Annotated in this window: 22 protein-coding genes and 1 tRNA gene; 13 read left to right on the top strand and 10 right to left on the bottom strand. The window is 28.6% G+C overall.

The features are described 5' to 3' along the window. The first annotated feature begins 72 nt into the window (after window positions 1-72). The 5 genes from RSE15_RS01750 to bshB1 all read left to right on the top strand — a co-directional run bounded on the left by RSE15_RS01750 (window position 73) and on the right by bshB1 (window position 3,280). Window positions 73-624, top strand: a complete 552-nt coding sequence (locus tag RSE15_RS01750) for a hypothetical protein (RefSeq protein WP_324069271.1) — start codon at window positions 73-75, stop codon at window positions 622-624. Between the two features lie 57 nt (window positions 625-681). Then, window positions 682-846, top strand: a complete 165-nt coding sequence (locus RSE15_RS01745; RefSeq protein WP_324069270.1) for a hypothetical protein — start codon at window positions 682-684, stop codon at window positions 844-846. A 112-nt stretch (window positions 847-958) separates the two neighbouring features. Then, the gene (locus RSE15_RS01740) at window positions 959-1,381 is read left to right on the top strand and encodes a PaaI family thioesterase (RefSeq protein WP_324069269.1); all 423 of its coding nucleotides are present in this window, start codon (window positions 959-961) and stop codon (window positions 1,379-1,381) included. Then, entirely contained in the window at window positions 1,381-2,409 is a 1,029-nt protein-coding gene (locus RSE15_RS01735) for an isochorismate synthase (RefSeq protein ID WP_324069268.1), read from the top strand. The genes RSE15_RS01740 and RSE15_RS01735 overlap by 1 nt, the downstream gene beginning before the upstream one ends. Before the next feature lie 154 nt (window positions 2,410-2,563). Next, window positions 2,564-3,280 (top strand): bacillithiol biosynthesis deacetylase BshB1, encoded by a 717-nt coding sequence (gene bshB1, locus RSE15_RS01730; protein ID WP_324069267.1) that lies wholly within the window; start codon window positions 2,564-2,566, stop codon window positions 3,278-3,280. Window positions 3,281-3,409: 129 nt separating this feature from the next. Here bshB1 and RSE15_RS01725 read toward each other — a convergent pair whose 3' ends face one another. The 6 genes from RSE15_RS01725 to RSE15_RS01700 form a co-directional block, all read right to left on the bottom strand. After that, on the bottom strand, window positions 3,410-4,051 hold the full coding sequence (locus tag RSE15_RS01725; protein ID WP_324069266.1) for a hypothetical protein: 642 nt from the start codon (window positions 4,049-4,051) through the stop codon (window positions 3,410-3,412). A gap of 37 nt (window positions 4,052-4,088) precedes the next feature. Then, complete coding sequence (locus RSE15_RS01720; protein ID WP_324069265.1) at window positions 4,089-4,610, bottom strand: hypothetical protein; 522 nt, start codon at window positions 4,608-4,610, stop codon at window positions 4,089-4,091. A 398-nt stretch (window positions 4,611-5,008) separates the two neighbouring features. Continuing rightward, on the bottom strand, window positions 5,009-6,025 hold the full coding sequence (locus tag RSE15_RS01715; RefSeq protein WP_324069264.1) for an STM3941 family protein: 1,017 nt from the start codon (window positions 6,023-6,025) through the stop codon (window positions 5,009-5,011). A gap of 184 nt (window positions 6,026-6,209) precedes the next feature. Then, window positions 6,210-7,322, bottom strand: coding sequence for a hypothetical protein (locus tag RSE15_RS01710; protein WP_324069263.1), 1,113 nt, complete (start codon window positions 7,320-7,322; stop codon window positions 6,210-6,212). Beyond that, window positions 7,319-9,019, bottom strand: a complete 1,701-nt coding sequence (locus tag RSE15_RS01705; protein WP_324069262.1) for a DKNYY domain-containing protein — start codon at window positions 9,017-9,019, stop codon at window positions 7,319-7,321. The genes RSE15_RS01710 and RSE15_RS01705 overlap by 4 nt, the downstream gene beginning before the upstream one ends. Window positions 9,020-9,194: 175 nt before the next feature. Continuing rightward, window positions 9,195-10,139, bottom strand: coding sequence for a carboxypeptidase-like regulatory domain-containing protein (locus RSE15_RS01700; RefSeq protein ID WP_324069261.1), 945 nt, complete (start codon window positions 10,137-10,139; stop codon window positions 9,195-9,197). A 537-nt stretch (window positions 10,140-10,676) separates the two neighbouring features. On the opposite strand from RSE15_RS01700, the gene RSE15_RS01695 reads away from it, so the two are divergent. From RSE15_RS01695 to RSE15_RS01675, 5 genes are all read left to right on the top strand, one after another. After that, on the top strand, window positions 10,677-10,901 hold the full coding sequence (locus RSE15_RS01695) for a DNA/RNA helicase domain-containing protein (RefSeq protein WP_324069260.1): 225 nt from the start codon (window positions 10,677-10,679) through the stop codon (window positions 10,899-10,901). An 83-nt stretch (window positions 10,902-10,984) separates the two neighbouring features. Continuing rightward, window positions 10,985-12,157, top strand: coding sequence for a penicillin-binding transpeptidase domain-containing protein (locus RSE15_RS01690; RefSeq protein ID WP_324069259.1), 1,173 nt, complete (start codon window positions 10,985-10,987; stop codon window positions 12,155-12,157). 10 nt (window positions 12,158-12,167) lie between these two features. Continuing rightward, on the top strand, window positions 12,168-13,241 hold the full coding sequence (locus RSE15_RS01685) for a DUF4339 domain-containing protein (protein WP_324069258.1): 1,074 nt from the start codon (window positions 12,168-12,170) through the stop codon (window positions 13,239-13,241). A 20-nt stretch (window positions 13,242-13,261) separates the two neighbouring features. After that, entirely contained in the window at window positions 13,262-14,095 is an 834-nt protein-coding gene (locus RSE15_RS01680; protein WP_324069257.1) for a hypothetical protein, read from the top strand. Between the two features lie 45 nt (window positions 14,096-14,140). Further along, a complete protein-coding gene (locus RSE15_RS01675; protein WP_324069256.1) occupies window positions 14,141-15,076 on the top strand; it encodes a hypothetical protein in 936 nt (311 codons plus the stop codon). 114 nt (window positions 15,077-15,190) lie between these two features. Here the strand turns inward: RSE15_RS01675 and RSE15_RS01670 are convergent, their stop codons facing one another. The 4 genes from RSE15_RS01670 to RSE15_RS01655 form a co-directional block, all read right to left on the bottom strand. Then, window positions 15,191-15,655, bottom strand: a complete 465-nt coding sequence (locus tag RSE15_RS01670) for a hypothetical protein (protein ID WP_324069255.1) — start codon at window positions 15,653-15,655, stop codon at window positions 15,191-15,193. Between the two features lie 87 nt (window positions 15,656-15,742). Beyond that, entirely contained in the window at window positions 15,743-16,633 is an 891-nt protein-coding gene (locus RSE15_RS01665) for a hypothetical protein (protein ID WP_324069254.1), read from the bottom strand. A gap of 80 nt (window positions 16,634-16,713) precedes the next feature. Next, the gene (locus tag RSE15_RS01660) at window positions 16,714-16,983 is read right to left on the bottom strand and encodes a hypothetical protein (RefSeq protein ID WP_324069253.1); all 270 of its coding nucleotides are present in this window, start codon (window positions 16,981-16,983) and stop codon (window positions 16,714-16,716) included. Between the two features lie 211 nt (window positions 16,984-17,194). Further along, window positions 17,195-18,013: a PD-(D/E)XK nuclease domain-containing protein gene (locus RSE15_RS01655; RefSeq protein WP_324069252.1), complete on the bottom strand. Its 819-nt coding sequence runs from the start codon at window positions 18,011-18,013 to the stop codon at window positions 17,195-17,197. Window positions 18,014-18,564: 551 nt separating this feature from the next. On the opposite strand from RSE15_RS01655, the gene RSE15_RS01650 reads away from it, so the two are divergent. The 3 genes from RSE15_RS01650 (at window position 18,565) to RSE15_RS01640 (ending at window position 20,583) form a co-directional block, all read left to right on the top strand. Further along, the gene (locus RSE15_RS01650) at window positions 18,565-19,110 is read left to right on the top strand and encodes a transposase (RefSeq protein WP_324068956.1); all 546 of its coding nucleotides are present in this window, start codon (window positions 18,565-18,567) and stop codon (window positions 19,108-19,110) included. Between the two features lie 2 nt (window positions 19,111-19,112). After that, window positions 19,113-20,015 (top strand): IS3 family transposase, encoded by a 903-nt coding sequence (locus RSE15_RS01645; protein WP_324068955.1) that lies wholly within the window; start codon window positions 19,113-19,115, stop codon window positions 20,013-20,015. A 492-nt stretch (window positions 20,016-20,507) separates the two neighbouring features. Beyond that, window positions 20,508-20,583: transfer RNA gene (locus tag RSE15_RS01640), tRNA-His, on the top strand. Window positions 20,584-20,786 lie beyond the last annotated feature (203 nt).

The following is a 20,786-nucleotide window of genomic DNA, read 5'->3' as shown; positions in this document are numbered from 1 at the left end:
TTTTGTAAAGATACAACGAATCTTTAAAAATCAAATGTTACTTTTGTTACAAAGAAATCGAATCAACATTATATGACCTCAAAAAAATACAATAAAACCAATTTTCACAAACATACTTTTTGTGAGTTTACCGAAGTAGAACTTACAACTATTTCCAATATTGATTGGACTTACCAAAGTAAATCGGGTAGTGGTTATTGTTTTACAGAAGAAGGTGTTTATCGTAGTTCCAATCATTGGGGAAGAGCTGCAAATTGTAGATGGCGATTGATTTCAAGTTCAAGAACAAAAATTAACAATGGTCAAAATCGTATTGGTTATGCTAAATGGACTGACTTTTATCCAAATAACGAAACCGATAATTTATTTTATATTGAGGTGAATTTCGATACAAAAGAAGTAACGTTTCAACACAAAAATAATACCAACTACGATGGGAATTTTTTTTTACGAAATGCTTCAGAAACAGCAAAAGTAATTCGACAAATCAAAGAAATTTTAGATTCTGATGCCTGGGCAAAATATTATTGTTTTGAAGATATCGAAAAAGTGAGATTGCATATAATTCAGAAATTAATAAGTACTAATGTTTCTTTGAATCAAATTAGAAAAGAATTAAAATAAAAGATGGAAGATAAATTTATAGCAATAAAAAAGAATGTTCAGTTAATTATAGATTATATGGCATTACAAAATTATTCAGAAGCTAGTATCAAGTTGATTAAAGTTAGTGATGATTTAGATAACATGATTGATGCTACTACTGATGAAGTGATTTTGAGAGAAATCAGTAAATATCAAATATTATTGAATCATTTACTGATTAAAATGAGTGACAAAGAATAAGATACAAAACTCCAAAAAAGTTTTAATAAAAAAATAGTACTTCTAATTAAAACGTTAAATAGCATTAAATATTCTAGCTTAATGATTATTTTTGCACCAAAATTTAGTTCCTATGTTTAATAGAGAGAAAATGCTACAATTGTGCAATGATTGGAGTAAAAATACCTTAATGAATACCCTAGATATCGTTTACACGGATGCTGGTGAAGATTTCCTAACCGCTACAATGCCAGTGAATCCAAGAGTGCATCAGCCTATGGGATTATTGCATGGAGGGGCAACGGTAGCACTAGCAGAAAGTGTAGGAAGTGCTGCATCGTTGATGTTTGTAAATCCAGAAAAACAAGAAGTTCGTGGTATTGAAATTTCTGCCAACCATTTGAAAAGTAAGCGTGAGGGCGTGGTGACTGCAACTGCTAAAATAATCCATAAAGGTGCTAGTATTCATTTATGGGAAATTAGAATTGTAGATGAAGAAGGCAAGTTAATTTCGCTTTGTAAATTGACAAATATGGTCTTATCAAGAAGACAATAATGCAAGTTATTGAAGAAATAAATACACTTTTATCAGCACAAAAACCTTTTGTTTGCTATGTAAAACCAAATGAATCAATTTGGAATTTACTCATTCAACAATCCAACGAACTAATCAAATTTTACAATCAAGAGGGATTTGTATTTATGCCTTTTTACGAAGGAGATCAGGTTGTAATTCCTTTTGAAGGGAATTCCTTTTCGCAAGGGACTGTTGAAACATTTGTACAAATAACAGCGCCAAATGGCACTTTTGAAAATAAGGAGAATGAAGATTTTCAAAAGCTCGTTTCTCAAGGAATTGAAGCAATTCAAAAGAACAAATTTGATAAAGTAGTTTTGTCACGTAAAATAGTTTTGAAGAAACAAATTTCAATTGTAGCAACGTTTCAGAATTTGATAGCTACTTATCCAAGCGCTTTTCGCTTTTTGTTTTTTCATCCAAGAATAGGGTTGTGGATGGGAGCAACACCTGAACAATTGGTGAAAATTAATCAAGATCAATTTGAAACAGTGGCCTTGGCAGGAACGCAATTGTATTCCGAAAATGTAATTTGGACAACCAAAGAAATCGAAGAACAGCAATTTGTAACCGATTATATTACTACTAAAGTAAAAAATAAAGTAAAACAACTTATAGTTACTGATGTAGAAACAGTTAATGCTGGAAATTTAATACATTTAAAATCGTACATTAGAGGCGATTTAACTTCAGATTTTCAGGCAAATGATTTGATTCAAACACTACATCCAACCCCAGCCGTTTGTGGTTTGCCTAAAGAGAGAGCAATTGATTTTATTCTGAAAAATGAAGGTTATGATCGAAAATATTATGCTGGATTTTTAGGTGAATATAACAAAGAAAATCTAACCGATTTATTTGTAAATTTACGCTGTTTAGAAGTGGAAAATGATGTTGTGAATATTTATGTTGGTTGTGGTATTACAAAAGATAGTATACCAGAAAAGGAATTCATTGAAACCGAAAATAAATCCATGACCATGCGAAATGTTTTAGTTTCAAAATAAAAATGAAACACACAGGCACATAGAAAATTTTAAAAGACATTGTATTTTAAATAGTTCAATAGAAATACTATGTAAACTATGTTAAGTAAAATACTAAAATAAACACATAGAAAATCTATGATTCTATGTGTTTAAAAAATATAAAAGTTTAAAAATGAAATTAGACATATTAGCTTTTGGAGCGCATCCAGATGATGTAGAATTAGGTTGTAGTGGCACAATTGCCAAAGAAGTTAGCTTAGGTAAGAAAGTTGGAATTATAGATTTAACACGTGGTGAATTAGGCACGCGTGGTTCTGTGGCTATTCGTAATGAAGAATCGGCTAAAGCTTCTGAAATTTTAGGTGTTACAATTAGAGAAAATTTAGATATGCGAGATGGTTTCTTTGTGAACGATGAAGCGCATCAATTAAAAGTAATTCAAGCTATTCGTAAATACCAACCAGATGTTGTATTGTGCAATGCTATTACCGACAGACACATCGACCACGGAAAAGGTAGTAAATTGGTTAGTGATGCTTGTTTTTTATCGGGGTTGATTCAAATTAAGACTGAACTTAATGGTGAAGCGCAACAAGCTTGGCGTCCAAAAGTAGTATATCATTATATTCAATGGCAAACAATTGAACCCGATTTTGCGGTAGATATTACAGGGTATATGGACAAAAAAATGGAATCGGTATTAGCTTATAGTTCACAATTTTACGATCCAAAATCAAATGAACCTGATACACCTATTGCCTCTAAAAACTTTTTAGACAGTATTAGATACAGAGCTCAAGACCTTGGTCGACTAGTAGGAGTGGAGTATGCCGAGGGGTTTACAACAGAAAGATATGTGACCGTAAATAGTTTAGGAGATTTGAAATAAATGGTACGCTTTAACTGAAACAAGTTCAGTTTAACAAACAATCCTTCATAGTTTCCTCTTGTCACAGCTCATTACTAACTGAAAAGAACACAAAGGGTTCAGTAGCTACCTTTAATTGTTTGTTCATTCTTATTCCGAAATGATATTAATTTTAAGTATTTTCCAATCACCATTTTCTTTAATCAATGTAATTTTGGGCTTGGAATAAAAATTTTGCGCTAACGAATCAGATAATTTTAAGGTTACAAATGCGTATTTTCCTCTGATGGTACAATTGTCGTAATCTACTTTATTTATTATTTCACCTTGTCCATTTGTCCAAACCATATACTTGGTAAAATCACATTCGTTTCCATCAAGAAAATCTGCGGGATTAATTGCTCCCGATTTTTCTACTTCTTTCCAGCTTACTTTCACTAACTCTTTTTCGCAATTTCTAAATGTAAGCTCTTCATTGTCATAAAATGATTTTGAAAAAAAACTATTTTCTTCAATAAATTTTTTATGCTTTTTTGTATCTAATACATAAACACTATCCTTATTAAGTTTTACTTCAGGAGATTCAACATATTTTTTCAAATAGATATCCTTCAAATACCATTTGTAAAAATTAAAAGCAACTAATTCGGGAGTTTCATTATTTAAATTTAATTTATGGTTTGTAGCATCTTTTACAGTTTTTGCTTTTGTGTATTCTAAATCTTCATTTTTATCATCTTTACAAGATAATAAAAATAATGTCAAAAGGAGTACAATTAATTTTTGTTGCATTGTAGTATCGAGTTAGGTTATAGGACGTTTTTTCTTTTTACATATCAAATTCAAAATAGTATGCTTTATGTTCAGCTTTGTCGTACCAAAAATATTTTAAATATTGATGTTCTCCTTGCCAACTGTATAAATCTAATTTCTCAATTTTCATCTTGTTCCACCAATCAAAGTCGTGTTGAAGTCCAAACGCATAGTCGGTTGTTTCTTTGTCAAGTTTTAGTTTGTGCTTGTTAATTATTTCTTTCACAGTTGTCGTGTTGCAGTTGAATGAAAACATATAGTCAGCATCAATGCCAATAGCATCTTCATAGCAATAAATGTTTTTAATGTCTTGTGTCAAGCCAACTTTTAAAAAGTCTTGGAACCGTTCTTTATTGTATTTTGTGTCTGGTTGATAAGCATCAAAATGTGGGATAACTTTGTCAACAATGTCATTTGATTTGTTTTTTAGTTTTTTTTCTGCCATGTTAGCTAGTTCATGTCCTTTGTTTCTAATTCTGTCACAAGAAATGAATGTCAAAACAAAAATGATTGTTAATATGTAAAATATGTGTTTCATTTTCGTTCTATATATCTGTGATTAGATTTTATTCTAAGAATTAATTTGAAGTAAATAAAAATAATAATTATTGCTGTTGCCCAATAATATATTGAAAATAACAAAAAGTAAATGGAAAAATAAATAAACCAAACGCTAATATATTCAACCCAATGTTGTGTAAAGTATTTTTCAAAAAATACACAGTCATCAATGAAAATGCCAACCCAATAAACAACGGTAAATAAAATAACCAAGTATTTAAAGATTGTCAGTGCTTTTTTAAAACTGTTTTTCATTTTGCTATTTGTAGTCATTAGCGCAAAAGTCTTTTCGTCGTATTGTTCTAAAATGGCCTAATTCCCCAGCTTTGCGAAGATGAGAACTAAAAAAGCCCAAAATCTGAGTTGGTACCAGTATTAATTCCATTCCTGTTGATCTTTGTCAAATTCTTTTTGATTATGTTTTAATGTTTCAAGCTCTAATTTATAATCGTTTCCATCATTTTTGTACGCTATTTTGTTTGCAATATAATTTTGAAATAAGTTTAAATTTAGTTTTTCACGAATACTATTAATTTCGTTTGGATATTTTCCATATTCGCTTTTATAAGTTTCAATTTCATTGGTAAATTTTGTTCCTACATTGTTTGATATTGAATCATAAATTTCAAAAAAAAGTAATAATATGACCAAATTTATAAAACCTAAATATGTCATAATTCTGGCATATTTATAAAGTTTTGTTTTGTTATTTGTTCCTGAATACCATTTTACTATTAATGCAGAAATTCCCATTGATATAATTATTGTCATAAAAGCAATAAAATTACTTAGAGAAACCATTGCTAAACCGATCAAAACGAAAAAATAAATTATAAAATTCTGGTAATTAAAATTTGTTTCTAATTTTTGATTTGAAATAAATGTTCTGATGAAATTAAGTCGTTCATTTTTTTCTGAATTAGCTATTTTATTGATTAAATCAGAAAGTTTATTTTCGTTAATTTCTATTTGACTTAGGTTTAGATTTAATTTTTGCGCACCAACGAGCTTGTTTAAATTTTCTGCCCATTTGTATTGTCTTTTTTTAAACTCAAATGTTTCGTCAACAACTATTGCAATAAATTTTTGGTTTTGAATATCAAGTGGATAGGCTTCAATAATTTGTTCCCATTTTATGATACCTTGTTTTAAAGTTCTGTCTAAAATGCCATTTTCATTAATTATTATTCGTGCGCTATTGTCTAATAAATTAAAAATTCCAATTAGAATTCCGATGCCAAAAAAAGAAACACAAATCCAAGCCATAATGCAATCAAAAGTTCCATTCTGTTCTTTAGAAATCATCCAAAAACCAATTATAACAAAAGGTAATGTTAGTGCAATGAGTTTAATGCCTTTCCATCTCGATTTGTATAATTTTATTTCTGTCATTTTGTTTAAAGGCTCATTTTCCATGAGCTGTTAAAATGTTGCTATCAATGTTCACAAACTTTGCGTGTTTTCGTACTAATGAAGCCGAAAATTTCGGTTAATCACTGAACTCAAAGATACAAAACCAACTTTAAATTCAGCCTAAAATCAGCAATCTTGCAAACCTATGTTGTGTACTGTTTTTCTAATAGTATTCGATTTCATAAACAATTTCACTTTTTGAAGATGGTATGTCTGAAAAAGTAGTTATAGTTTTGATAAGATGTCCATATTCGTTGTATAAGTATTCAACTTCTAAATTACCTTTATTATCAGTAATTGCTTGCTTTACTAACGATTCATCATCTGAATGGAAATAGTATGTAAAACTAAATTTACCTTGTTGTTTGCTTAAACCTTCTTGCACTTCGGAATATACTAAAAGGGTGTTTTCGTACTTTTTTGTCCGTTTCATTTGAGAGGTTATCATACCGTCAGAATTGTTCTTTTTTATTTCAATAAAGGTAATCAGGTTTTTATCTTTGTCGTAAGTATAAGTTCTTTCAATGGTTTCAGAATTGTCTATTAATTTTTTTTTAATTAATAAATTATTTTTGTATTCCAAATTAACTGTTTGGATAACATTCTTTTCTGTTAATTTATTGTTTTCAAAAGTGGTTCTTACAGATTCATAAAAAACAATTTGGTCATCTTTATTGTACTTGTATGTTTTGTCGGTAACGATTTTTGTATTTGCACTTACTTGTAATATTGCTTCTATTCGGATCAAATTTTTCCCTGAATAATAAAAATTTTGCCCACTTAAGCCTGTGGAATCTGTAGTTTTAATTAATCTATTTTTATTATCATAATACTGATAACCAATTACTTTAAATATACTATCTTTTAATAATTTAAAAGTTTTACCGTCTAATATTTTACCCTTATCATTTAGATTTAACTTAGTGGTTGTGATTTCATCAGGACGGATTTTATTTCCACTTTTATCAAGATTATAGATTTTCTTTGTTGTGGCTTCAACAATCTTATCGTCTTTGTATTTTGTAATCACACTAGTGGTAAAATCGTTCCAAATAACATTTCTTTCAATATGTCTCCCTATAGAATCAAACAAATCAATAGTTCTTTTACTTTTTATTATTTTTTTATAAGGCTTCTTAGAAAAATCCCATTTATCCCATGTATTTTCAGTATTTTGATACGACCTTTCTATATCAAGATTTGGTGTAGGATCTCCGATTTGCCCGAAGGACAAAACCGAGAAGAATAAAATCAATACATAAATTATTATTTTCATTTTTTAGCAATTTCTAAATTTTCAAATAACGGACTTAACCAAGTGTCTAATGTTTTTCCGAAATAACGAATCGTAATGGCATCTGATACTTTTACCCACCAAAAACCCTCTACATTCCTAAACAAATAATAATCAGAAGTTGGCTGTGTGTCTAACCCACATCCCATACGATAACCAGGATAAGAGGCTAAAATTTCTAATTTATCACTCTTGATTATTCGGGTGTCATTTAGATACAAATAATTTTTATCCATAACAAAACCATTAAAAAATAGTGCAGTTTCAGCATCAATATAAGTAATTGCTTTTAAACCTTTTTCTCTATCGAATATGTAAACATTATCTTTGTCTATGTAGTAATTGTTGTCGAGTTTCCTAAAAGTAAAAGCATCAGCACTTGTTTTTTTATCATCGTGATAAACAAAATTATCATCTTTGGACAATTTGTAGTCGAAAAGTATTCGTAACACGGTTTTCCCACTAATTTTAGCCAAACGCACCATATTATTTGGTGTGTGTGGTCTGTTTTTGGTAATTTCTATTTGCTTGGGGGTTAAGTTATCGTATAGTTCATTTGTACTTTTACTATATGCCTGATTTTTGTAGTAAACATATAATTCACTGCCTTTTGTAATTTGTAAATTTTTACTACTCACAGCATCAGTATATTTAAATGGAAATTTATCATACACCACCTTTTTTAATTTTTCATCATACCGCCTTGTATAAACACCATTTTTATCGTAAACAAAATCAGTAAAACCAAAAGTGCCAAAAGTAGCCACATCAAATTCACCTTTTGGAAACATATTTTCTCGATAAAATAAATTTTTCCCGTCAGTAATGTAGGCAGAATTTGTATGGTCAAAAACTTTTATTTTGTTAAAATCAGCATTGTTTATGGGCAAAGTTTGTATTCTATCAAATGTATTGCAATATACATTGTTTTTGTCTTTTGCATAATGCCGAGAAAGCCCAACTAATGTTTTGGCATCTATAGTTGGAATTATTTTATTGTTATAAATAACTTTTGTAGCCGTTTTTTTTAAAGAATTGTTTACATAGAGCAATGGTTCACCTTCAAAATATACAATTTCGCCATCTTTGTACATATAATTTTTGTCATAAAACAGGTGGTTATCATTATAAACTAAATCAGCAGTTGCCAGGTCTGCACCTTCAATTTTCTTGTCGAAATAATATACATTTTGATTGTCTTTGAAGTAAATTCTACTATAACTTTCTTCTTTTTGACTAGATAATCGTGTAAACTCATTAGCATTAAGTTCAGACAAAACCGTTGTGTTTTTATAAACCGAAGTATTGGTTTTCCATAAAAAATCTTTTTCGTTATTTCCTAAAAAAACAAATCCCGTAGTATCAGTAGCTACAAAATTTCCCTTAACATATACACCGTTTTTGTCCAAAGCCAAACCATATTCGCCATAATGATTGACCATTTTAAAAGTAGGAATGTCAGCATAAAGTATTTTCCGAGTAGTACAGTCTTGATACACTACATAATTTTTGTTTAGGTAATAAACAGGTAGTTCAAAAAACATACAGCCACCATTCATACCGCTTGATGTCCAAATGTCTAAATTGTCGTTTTGCGTGGCTTGAGTAGCTTGGTATTTTTCTTGTGCATAACAAGATGTCGCAAGTAAAAATGTAATTGTATAGATTAGTATTTTCATAATTCAGTTGAAAATTGTAACTAATACGATTTTTTCCATCGTTTTGCAGCTACAAGTAGTGGCGTGAATTATTAGCAAGCCATAACAAATATATACTTATTTTAGAAAATACAGAGAATTTTCAGGATATTCCTGAACTAGCCAATACGTGTAACTACTTTTGTGTGCTGTTTTTTTATTTAAAATTATCTAATCCAATTGCATCTTTTCTGATCTCTGTCAGCCAAGATTTCTTGTATTTCTTTTTAAGATGTTTAAAAGTTAGCTTATTGTATTTTTTTAAATAATCATTTTGATAACTACCAATTAAAGAATATTTTACATTATATCTTTGTTCAAATTCTAAATCTTCATTGTTCAAATCGTATGAAGTCAATTCCGAAACAAATATTACAAAAACATTGTTATTAGCATTCTTTTTAAAATTGTATTTTGGATTATTAGACTTTTCAATGTCTTCTTTTGATACTATAGTTGTTACTTCAAGCCTTTTAGTTTTTGGATAATAAGGAGGACCAACTGCTTCCTTTAATTCTACTTCTTCTAATTCAATATTTATTTCTTGCTTATCAGCTTTAACTTTTAGAGTTTTCATTCCTATCATACTAAAGATTAAAGTATCGTTTAATGAAGCTTTAAGTGAATATTTGCCATCAAAATCAGTAGTTGTTCCAATTCCATTTTTGTTAATTCTAACGGTTGCAAAAGGTAATGGTTCTCCATTTTTTTTATTAACAACTTTCCCAAAAAGGTTAGTTCCAAAAACATTTATAGTTACTTCAATAATAGTTAAGTTTTCTTGATGATCTATTCCAACCACAAATTTGTGTCTAAAATTCCCACTTGAGTTATTCAAAATTTTAACGGTTAATGAATCTGACTGATTGGGAAGAATTGATTTTTTACTTGCTGAAATAATTGATGTTGCATTCGTACTTTGACACTTGGTAATTATCATTGGCTCATTTCCAATATTTGAGAAAGGAATTTTTAAAAATATAGTCTTTCCAATATTTACAGGTGAAAGATTATATTCTAGAGAGTTAAACTTTATTTTACCTTGACTAAAAGCAAATAGGGGATAAAGAAATAGTAATTTAAAACACAAAGTTAATTTCATAATAGTATACTTTATTATGTTCGATTTTCGGTAAAATTACAGCCAACCAGCGGAGCTTTCCGAAGGCGTTTCCGCTTGCGGAAAGGTCAAGTTGGAAGAAGCTCTTTCAGACCTTCTTCCTTTGGAAAGCTCCGCTGGTTGGGAAGAAGTCGGAGACTTTTTCCCAACGTTATGAGGCTTGCTCTCAGTGGCGTTGAACCAGCACCAAGCCATTACAAATATAGCAAAACATTCCATTCAGCAGCGGATTTTCCGCAGGAAAATCCCGAAGTAGCCATTGAAGCAAACTGCTGTTATCCTGATTATAAATATTGATGTTTCAATTTACGTCTAAAGTACTGTATTTATTGGTTTTTTTAAAATAATGGATTCAATTTGATGTAAAAAAAAGCATTTAAATGCTTGTTTTGTTGTACCTTTTGTTGTACTTTCGTTTTCGTTTGCTTTGAGTTGCATTCCCTTTTTTTATAGGCTTTCACTCGTTTGCATCGCATTACAAATATAGTATAACATTTGAAAATATCAAAATATGGTATAGTGGGTAATGATTTAATTTATGACCCTACTACTGATTCTTTAATTGGCAATATTGAAGGAACAAAAGATCCAATGTTAAGAAGAGGTAGAGAAAATTTCGATGATTATGTTAAAAATATTTATCGTATTTTAATGACAAGAGGTATGAAGGGATGTTATGTATATTTTGTTGACAAGGAAGTTGAAAAATACTTTAAAAATAGAATTGATTTTACAAACAAATAATATTTGTGATAAAACTATCAATGATAAACTTATTTCATTAATAAATTATGAATAAGAGTTTTTAAACTAATAAATACCAAATTATGAAATCAATAACATCAATCCTTTTATTATCACTTTTATTCACAGGTTGTAAAAAAGAAGCTCTTTTAGTAAGCCCAAAAATCGAAAGCGAATTAGCAAAATCAGCTTACTATCCAACGAAAGAGATATCTAAAGAATATTCGGTATCAACTTTTATTAATGATACTATTCAAAAAATTGCTCAAGACAATCTTTCAGAGATTTTAAAAGAGTATGAAGCAGATCATGGTTGCGTTTTGGTTATGGAAACCGAAACAGGTAAAATTTGTTCCATGGTAAATCTAACGAGATTAAAGAGTGGTTCATACAAAGACACACTTAACTATGCAGTTTATGAATATGCTGAACCAGGTAGTTTTGTAAAAACACTGGATTTAATGGCTTTGCTTGATGATAAAAAAGCTGACACTAGCGCTGTATATAGTTCAAATAATGGAGAAATTGAATTCTATGGTCAGAAAGTTAGAGATAGTCACGAAGGTGGGTATGGTGATTTATCATTAGGTAATGCATTGTTATATTCATCCAATACAATCTTCGCACAAGCTATAACAAAAGCCTATTCAAGCAATCCAAAACAATTTACAGATAAGTTTGCTCAATTCGGTTTAAACAAGGATTTGAAGTTAGCCTTTGGTAATACAAACGAACAATTTATTCCACAACCAAATACAAAAGAATGGAACAACTTATCTTTACCTTGGATGTCTTTTGGTTATGGACTTACTTTATCACCGGTTAAAATATTGACCTATTACAACGCTATTGCTAATAATGGCGAAATGGTAAAACCTTTATTTTTAGCTGAAGTTAAGAATAAAGACGGTGCAAGCAAAGTATATTCAAAAAGTGTTTTAAATCCTAAAATCTGTTCAGAAAGCACAGTTTTAAAAATACAAGACTTGATGAGAAAAGTAGTTACAAATGGAACTGGTTTGAGTTGTAAGTCTGACAAAATAGCTATTTCAGGCAAAACATCTACAGTACAAACAAACTACGATAAAGACAACTCTACACCACAATATACATCTGGATTTGTTGGTTATTTCCCAACACAAAAGCCAAAATATACAGTATTGGTATTAGTTAATAATCCAAAAGTAACCAAAGAATTTTATGGTTTTGATATGGCTGGTTCAGTAGTTCGTAAAATTGCTGAGAACATAAAATAAAATTTATTGTATGAAATATTATTACCTAGATGGAATTGAAAAAAAAGGTCCTTACTCTTTAGCAGAGTTACGATCAAGAAATCTAAGTTCAGATACGATGGTTTATCGTGAGGGTAGACAAAATTGGGCTCGTTTATCTGACTTTGAAGATATTAACAGCAAAATAGAGTTAGCGCCAAATAAAATAAAAAAGGAAGTTAAAAACGATATAAATAAATATAAGTGGGACAAAAAGAATAATAAAAAATTGTTTAGTTCGATTATTATTATTTTCCTTATTGTCACTAGTTACTTTGTTTATCAGCGTTTTGCCTTGACTGAAGATACAGCTAGAGAAACATCAAACAGATTTTTTAATATGTTAATGATGAAAAATTCAAATGGAGATGAAATTAAAAAATTATATCCTGATTTTGATTTGATAGGTTCTAGAATAAAGTTCCTTAATTTATGCACAATCAATAATATTTCTCGAAACTCTGATGGAGATTATGAAATTTATGCGTCTTATGCACCAGATAAATTCGATAGTTATCCTATTTACTTGCTAATAAGTAGAGAAAACAATGAAACTTATATTAAATCATCTAAAGGTATAAATTATGCTTATTATGATAAAGTTTTAGAATATGGAAAAAAGAAAGGATGTTTAACAGGGAACGAAGATGATGTAAAAATGGGAGATATTATTTCAGAAAAAAGATTGCGAGGCGAATTAGAATTTGATACAGACGTTAGAATACAATCGCTATATAATAATATAAAGACATCTAGTGATATTCAAAACAGATGGGGTTCTGTTTCTGGAGATGTTACAGTTACTAATAAAAATGATATTGATTTAAGCAGTTATGATATTGATTGTAGAGTAGAATTTTATAACAGAGCTGGTCAAATAACAAGTACTGAAAAGGTTTATTTATTTAATGGAGTTCCTGCGCACGGTTCAGCAAGTGGGTCAGTTTTTTCTACTTCTCAAAATTCATCAACTTTTAGAATAATTCGAACACTCAAGAATAATGATGAATTGAGAAATAAAGTTAGAGAAAAAATTATTGAAGAGACACTGTACGGTTGCAATTAAAAAAATCTTGATAAATACAGATGAAAAAAATTACTATTACACTCATTCTAATTTTGCTTACAGCTAAAACTGCCTTAAGCCAGACTAAAACCTCAAATATTCCAAATTTTAAATTTGAAACAATTGATAAAATAAAGTTAGGTTTATCTAAAGAGAAATTTTTAAGCGAAATGAAACTTTTAAAGATAAATAAACAAGATTACTCTTCAAATCTCATGTTGAGTAAAAAATTGTTAAATCAAAATAGTGAATACAATGTAATCAATTTTTATTATACTCAAGCCTTTAATTTTGATGAGTACAAAATCATTGCTAAATCAATAGAACATCCAACTTTAATTCATACAGAGTCAATAGATAATAAAAATATTTCTTCAATAATACTGCTTTTAGGGCATACTGGAGAAGCTATGGGTTTAACCAAACAAGACTCGCTTAAAGGGAAGGCATTATACTTTAAACAAGATATAAATCAAGATTTATTTTTCAAAATTGTTGATTTATATGAACATAAATATGGGCGACCAGAAATGGTTAAAGACACAACAAAGCAAATTAAATATTATAGACTATACAATAAAAATGTTTTAACAGAAAATATAGAATCATATAATAATTATATTCTAAAGTGGAAAACTGAGTTTTTAAATATTGAAATATTTCCTGGTTTTAATTACAATGCCTTTTTTATTCCAAACGAATGGTACAGTACTTCTACTAATTGGGTCTATAGCAATTCGGATGAAAAGCCGCTTGAAGATGACCAAAAACCCTGCTTTACTTTTCCATATATAAAATATGAACTAAACGAAAAAGCATTAAAAATGCTAGTAATAAATAAATTAAAAATATAATTTTTTTAAAAATTTAAACAAATCATTATATAAAAAAATAAAATCATGAAGTACTTTGTTATTATTCTTTGTTCTATTTCCTTATTTGTTTCTTGTAAGTCATCTGATGACAAAATAGAAGATATGCTGTCAGAATATGTAAAAAAAATAGTTAAAAATCCTAACTCTGTTGATATACATAAATTTCAGGTTTATGATAAAGTCTACAATTCTAAGGCTGGTATTGTTGGATGGGACAAAAGTAAAAATAATACGATAACAGGAAAAAGTGATTATATAATTTTTTTATTTTCAGCAAAAAATTCAGATGGCATCGAGATATTTAGAGAAGTATCTGTATATTTTGATAAAACAAAAAAAACTTTTAAAAGTTCATACCCAGAAAATATTGATATTGAAAATGGCAATCTTTCTGGAACTTGCAAGTATTATTTTGGAAACCTTTTAACAAATTGGCAAATTCAAAACTATTGTAACGATGCTAATATAACTATAATGAATGTTGACACACTTGGTGGCAGAAAAAAACACATTACTACAGTTCAAAATGGAACATATGAAGTTAATAAGATAATTCCAGGCAAGTATTTTTTCAAGTTAATAAATTATAGCATCAATCTTGAAAATGTTTATGGTAATTATGGAAATAAGAAGAACTATTTTATGCTTATTGAAATAAAAAAGATAATGGATTTTTATCAAATATATTGCAGAGAACTCTATGGATATTCAGACAAGAAATTATTTGATGTAACGCTCAAAAAACTTGAAACATTTTCAGGAGAAGGAAATGAAACAGATTTTTTTGACAACGATGTAACTGATATATGGAAGGACTTTAAAAAAAGCGTAAATCATAAATTTATAGATGACTTTGATATTGAATACGATTATAGATATTTGAATCAGTTTGATAATATTTCAATTGAACCAAGTACACCTACAAATCATAATATATATATAAAGAACTTCTTTTTCTAACACATAATAAAAATATCTGGACGTCAATCACTAATTCCGTTAAAAATTAAAAACGTGCATTAGAATTATCATAATAAGAGTGTTTTGATTAAAACATAAATATTTTAAAAAAGACTATTTTTTTTCGTCCTCGTATGTTACGTTCATTTTCTTTAAAATTATTCCAAATGTCTTTACATTAAGAGCTTTAGTAGGTAATGAAACAAATCTAAGTTCGATAGGTCCTGGATATAAATAATAAAAATTTAAGCCGCTTTTTTCACTTGGCTCTGAATACATAAAAATTGCAAGTTTATTATTTTTTATATTTTCCTTTATTGCATTGAAGTGAAGGTTATCGGAAAAAATATATTGTAATAAATCACATTCGGGGCTAAAAGTTTTATCATTACATTCTTTATATATGAATTCGTTTGATTTGTTAGAATTTGTATCATTGTAATTGTGTCTTTTATAATACCACAATGTTACCAATTTCCCATCCTTTAATTCAGTTTTATCATAAACAAACCCTTTTTGTGTTAATAACGCATCGCATCCCTCGATGTTATTATTGTATAAATAATCTAAATCATTCATAGTCAAATGCTGTGAATAAAGATTTAAATTGTAAAATATAATAATTATTAGAATTATTTTTTTCATGTTGTTTTTCTAAAAATGTTTTTATTCGTAATAATATTTTTTTATAGTAATTTTATTTTTCGAAATATCTTTATCTTGAGTTTCAATTATGAGATTATTGTTATTATACATATAATTTTTTTGGTACTTCCATTGACTAACATTACTTTTTCTTAATATTATATTTCCAAAATCATTGTACATGTATTCTGTTGAAGTATGAATTTTATCATCACTTTTTTTGTATTTTCTTTTGAGTTGTCCTAAAGAGGTATATTCGTAGTAAGCCATACCGTCGAATATCATTTGCTTATTTTTATTGTACAAATACTTTCTTGAATTTGTATATGGTTTTTCATTTCTAATCTCAAAACTACTATCAGTAGCAACTTGTACATTTTGTTCTGAATCATACTTATATTTTATGAATGTACACATATTTGCACTTTCATTACTTGTAACGCATCTTTTAATAATATTATTATTATTGTCGTACGTTAAATCAAGTGAAGATCTCCATTGTCTTGTTGCATCTCTTGGGAAACTTTCAATTTTATTTATTAGCCTATTTTTATTGTCAAAAACATAAAATGTACTGTCATTAAGTCCAGTCGAAACATTGCTTTCTCTCGAATTTAATCCAGTATTATCAATTTTTATAAATAAATATCTTGGTTTTACTTTTAAAGTACATAAACCTTTCGAATTAAAGTAAAGTATGTCTCGTAGCTTTCTCTCAGAAGTTTTGTTTTCGTAAGTTTCGATTTCATAACATTTCCTCATTTGAATATTATTTTTCACAATTAATTCAGGACTATATTCTTCTTCTAAAAAATGATTTGTGATATCGAATGTTTGTTTTTGTTGACCACAAGAGCTAAAAATTATTAAAGAAAAATGTAATGTTAGTATTTTTTTGAATGCTACAATCATAGTTTTTTTATTTATAGATTTTATGTTATGTAAGTTCAAGTAATAAGTGGAATTTTTTTAATATAGTTAAACCAATAAAGTTATGGATTTGTTATTTCCAAGTCTGAGTTTGCAGACGGCATTTCTCGTTCATAATTCTGTGATTCATTTTCTACTCCTGTTTTCATTTTTCCAAATTGGTCCGTAGGATAAAGCCAACTATTTTTTGTTTTATTTGGAACTTCATTTATGTTTTGAATGACGTCTTTATTTCTGACTAGATTTTCACATTGATTCGTTTCCTTTCGAAAAGAATTAAGAAGCTTCAAAGTAATTTTTTCAAGCAAATAACCAGCTTTTATTTTCCCCATGTTTATCTATTATCTTAGTTTCTGTTGGTAAACTACCTTTGCTAACGTTTTGAAAACTACTGTTGCTAGTAGCTATTTCTTCTATGTATTTAGATGTCTGTTATTTTGTCTAATTCTAATTTATTAATTACTTCTGTTTTTAACTAATACTCAAGGTATGGAAAACTGTAACAATCCATGACATCTAAACTATTAATATTCACTGGTGATATTAAAATTGTTCAATATTATATCCATTAATATTTCTTTCTTTTTCACTAAAACTAATACCAATACCAATAATTTTTTTCTTTTCGACAAAGAACTTTTGAGGATAGTTTTTTTCTTTAATTTGATTTAATGCTAGCATACTTTCATCCTCAATTTTAGAGAATTTAAATTCTAAAATATAAACAGTGTCAAGGAATCTAATGACTGAATCAATTCTACCAACATTAGTAAGTTCTTCGGATACTATTTCAAAACCTAATAATTTCAAAATTAGGTGAACATTAGAATGATGATAACCTTCTTTACTTTTTGTTATTGCATAAGAAACTGATGCCAATATACTTTTAATGCATTCAATAAAATTTGGAATTTCTCTACGAATTAGATAATATCTTAAATCTTGATAGGGAATAATTGAATCTTCAATTTCATATAATTCTTTTGTATAATCAATCATATGCACTATTTCATTTTTTAATTGCAATAGCTCACTCACAATATATGAAGTAGTTTCTCCATTAAGATTTTCGTTCAATAACCATTCATTTTCATTAAGATATTCTTTAAATGCATTAAGAGAATTAAATAAATCTTCTGGTGTACTAAATTGGTGTGGAATTAATTTTTTTGAATAGAATTTTTCTGTAATATTTCCATGAATGGAATTAAACAAATCCATTATTCTTGTTCCATTTTTTAAAAGATAAATTCCAGTTTGTCGACTTTGACTAACTGAGAAATAAAACATATTTAAATTCTCAATTCGTGAAGAAAAGAAATCAAAAATATATTCTTCAATCCTGTTAATTGATGTTGTCATTTATATAGTTTTTTAGAATTTATTGTTCAGCTATTCACTTGTAGCTAACTAGTTTATATGCGCTACATTGTAGCGCTAATCTACCCAATTTTGGGTGTATATGCGTTATAAAGTAGCGTTTATCAAATATAGTATTTTTTTTATTCCTACAAATAATCAAATGGGCTTTTTATTTGTTGTATGCTTTTTGTATTAACATGCAAATTTCAGTATTTTTACTGCTATTATGCCCTAATAATTCTTGAATATATCTTAAATCGGATCCGCTTTCAAGTAAATGGCACATTCTCCCAAATTGCCCTTTAAATAAATACTCATTGGGTTTGTAAACGAGGTTTTCCTTCATAAGAGGTTATTTTTGCCATATATGGTTAGAATTGGTTTAGGTTTTGTTCGTGTTTTGTTCGTAGTTGTGGTACCCTTTATTTTCAAAAATAAGCTATACTATTTGAAAAAAAAGTACTTTTCACGAAGAATTATCAACCAAATTACAAACAAAATACAAACTTATCTGTCTTGTCCTAAAATAGCTATACATAAAAACAGTGTATATGCAAAATCAAAAAGAAGTAATTTATGTGGTTCGTAAGAACAAGCAAAGTCGTTTTGATAAGCGATTAATTTTAAAAGTTGTTTCAGAAATTGAAAAAGGGTTACCCCGAAAAGAGGCAATTCAAACTTATGGTTTAAGTGTTCCTACTTTGGATAGTTGGATGCGTAATTACGGCTCACAAGACTACAAAGAAAACATGAAGCGTAGAACGTATAATTCGCTTTTGAAGCGTACTGTGGTTGCCGCTATAGAACAAGGTAGGTTAACTGTTAAAGAAGCAAAAATAGCTCACAATATTAAAACGGAAAAAATAATTCGTAGTTGGATAGCACAATATAAAACAGAAAAAGTCGAAATTTGTATTGAAAAACCTTCTGTTTTGGCTAAAGATAAAAAAACAAAAAAAGATTTAGAAAAAGAAGCTTTACTACAAGCTTTAAAAGAAGCAGAGCTTAAAATAAAAGCCCTAAACACCCTAATTGATGTAGCCGAAGACCAACTAAAAATTGATATTAGAAAAAAGTCTGGTGCCAAGCAGTCCTAAAAATGAAACAGGATTTTCCAAAATTGGGAATAGCTGTTTTGTGTAGGTTGTTTGGCAGAACAAGACACGCATATTACGATAGTTTATGGCGTAAAGAGAGTAGTTTAGTCAAAGAAGATGTTATTCTCCAAGAAGTATTTAACATCAGAAAAAACTTGCCACGACTAGGAACTAGAAAGCTACACTTTCTAATAAAAAATAAGTTGATCTCACATCAAATATCTTTTGGTAGAGATTATTTATTTGATTTATTGTCAGAACATAAATTACTCATTAGGCAAAGAAAAAGAAAAGCTATGACCACTGATTCTAGGCATTGGATGAGAAAATATAGCAACCTAATAAAAGATATTGAAATAACAAGACCAGAACAAGTTTGGGTAAGTGATATTACTTATATACGTCTTACTCATCAATGGGGCTACTTAAGCTTAATTACAGATGCTTATTCGAGAAAAATAATGGGATATAGTTTTCGTCAAGATTTGGCAGCGGAAGGATGCATAGAAGCTTTAAAAATGGCATTGAATAACAGAATTTATAACCAATCTATTATTCATCATTCTGATAGAGGTTCGCAATATTGTTCTCATAATTATGTTGATTTACTATTAAAAAATAATATAGCTATAAGCATGACTGAGAATGGAGATCCTTATGAAAACGCTTTAGCAGAAAGAGTAAATGGTATTATAAAAACAGAATTTAATCTTTACTCAAGTCTATTAGGTTTTGAACAAACAAGAAATCAAATAAGTAGAAGTATTAAATCTTATAATGAATTAAGACCACATGCAAGTTGTGATTATTTAACACCTAATCAAGCCCATTTGCAATCCGATAAATTAAACAAAAGATGGAAGAACTATAATAAGAGTTTTTATCATGAAAAAACAATTGTATAGTAAGTTTAGGATTAAAAATTATATTTGTATAACTATAATAGGATTTATTTATTAATCTGTATAGTTATTTTAGGACGGGTCAAATTACAAACAAAATACAAACTTATCTATAGCCTTAAGTATAGATACTCCATAGCAACGGTATAGCAACGGTATACCAAAGGTTAGGTTGTGGTACCCTAATTAAATTATTTTTGTAAGCAATATTTAGGTTATGCGCATCATATCCACACTTTTACCTATTATATTTGTTACTTATTTCTGACTAATTGAAATTGTAACGACATTGTATGAACTTCATACAAGCCCTTGTTTGACAAGTAGGAGAGGCGTATACCAACGATTTTGTAGTGGAAAGATATTTGACCGTCAATAGTTTAGAAAATTTGAAGTGAAAAAGTAGTAAAAAAATAAAATAAATCTTTGCTAAATTCTAGGGAATACCTATATTTGCACTCGCAAAAGAATAATAATTCTCTTGTCAAAACAAATGGTGATTGTAGCTCAGTTGGTTAGAGCGTCGGATTGTGGTTCCGAAGGTCGCGGGTTCGAGACCCGTCTTTCACCCTTTAAATTAGAAAGCTTCGAGTAAACTCGGAGCTTTTTTTATTTCATCTAATTACTTTATTTTCAATAACTTACAAAAAAACAAAAGAACGGTTTCTTACTTATTAAGTGTCTGATTAATATTCCCGTAAAGTTAATAAAAAAAAGTCAAAACTCCTATTTTTTTGGCACACTTTTGACACACATTTCGAAAGATTTAAAATT

Origin of the sequence: Flavobacterium sp., assembly GCF_035195345.1 — a bacterium.
GTDB lineage: Bacteria > Bacteroidota > Bacteroidia > Flavobacteriales > Flavobacteriaceae > Flavobacterium.
The sequence above is the reverse complement of the archived record's forward strand: the minus strand, read 5'-3'. Positions and strand labels throughout refer to the sequence as shown.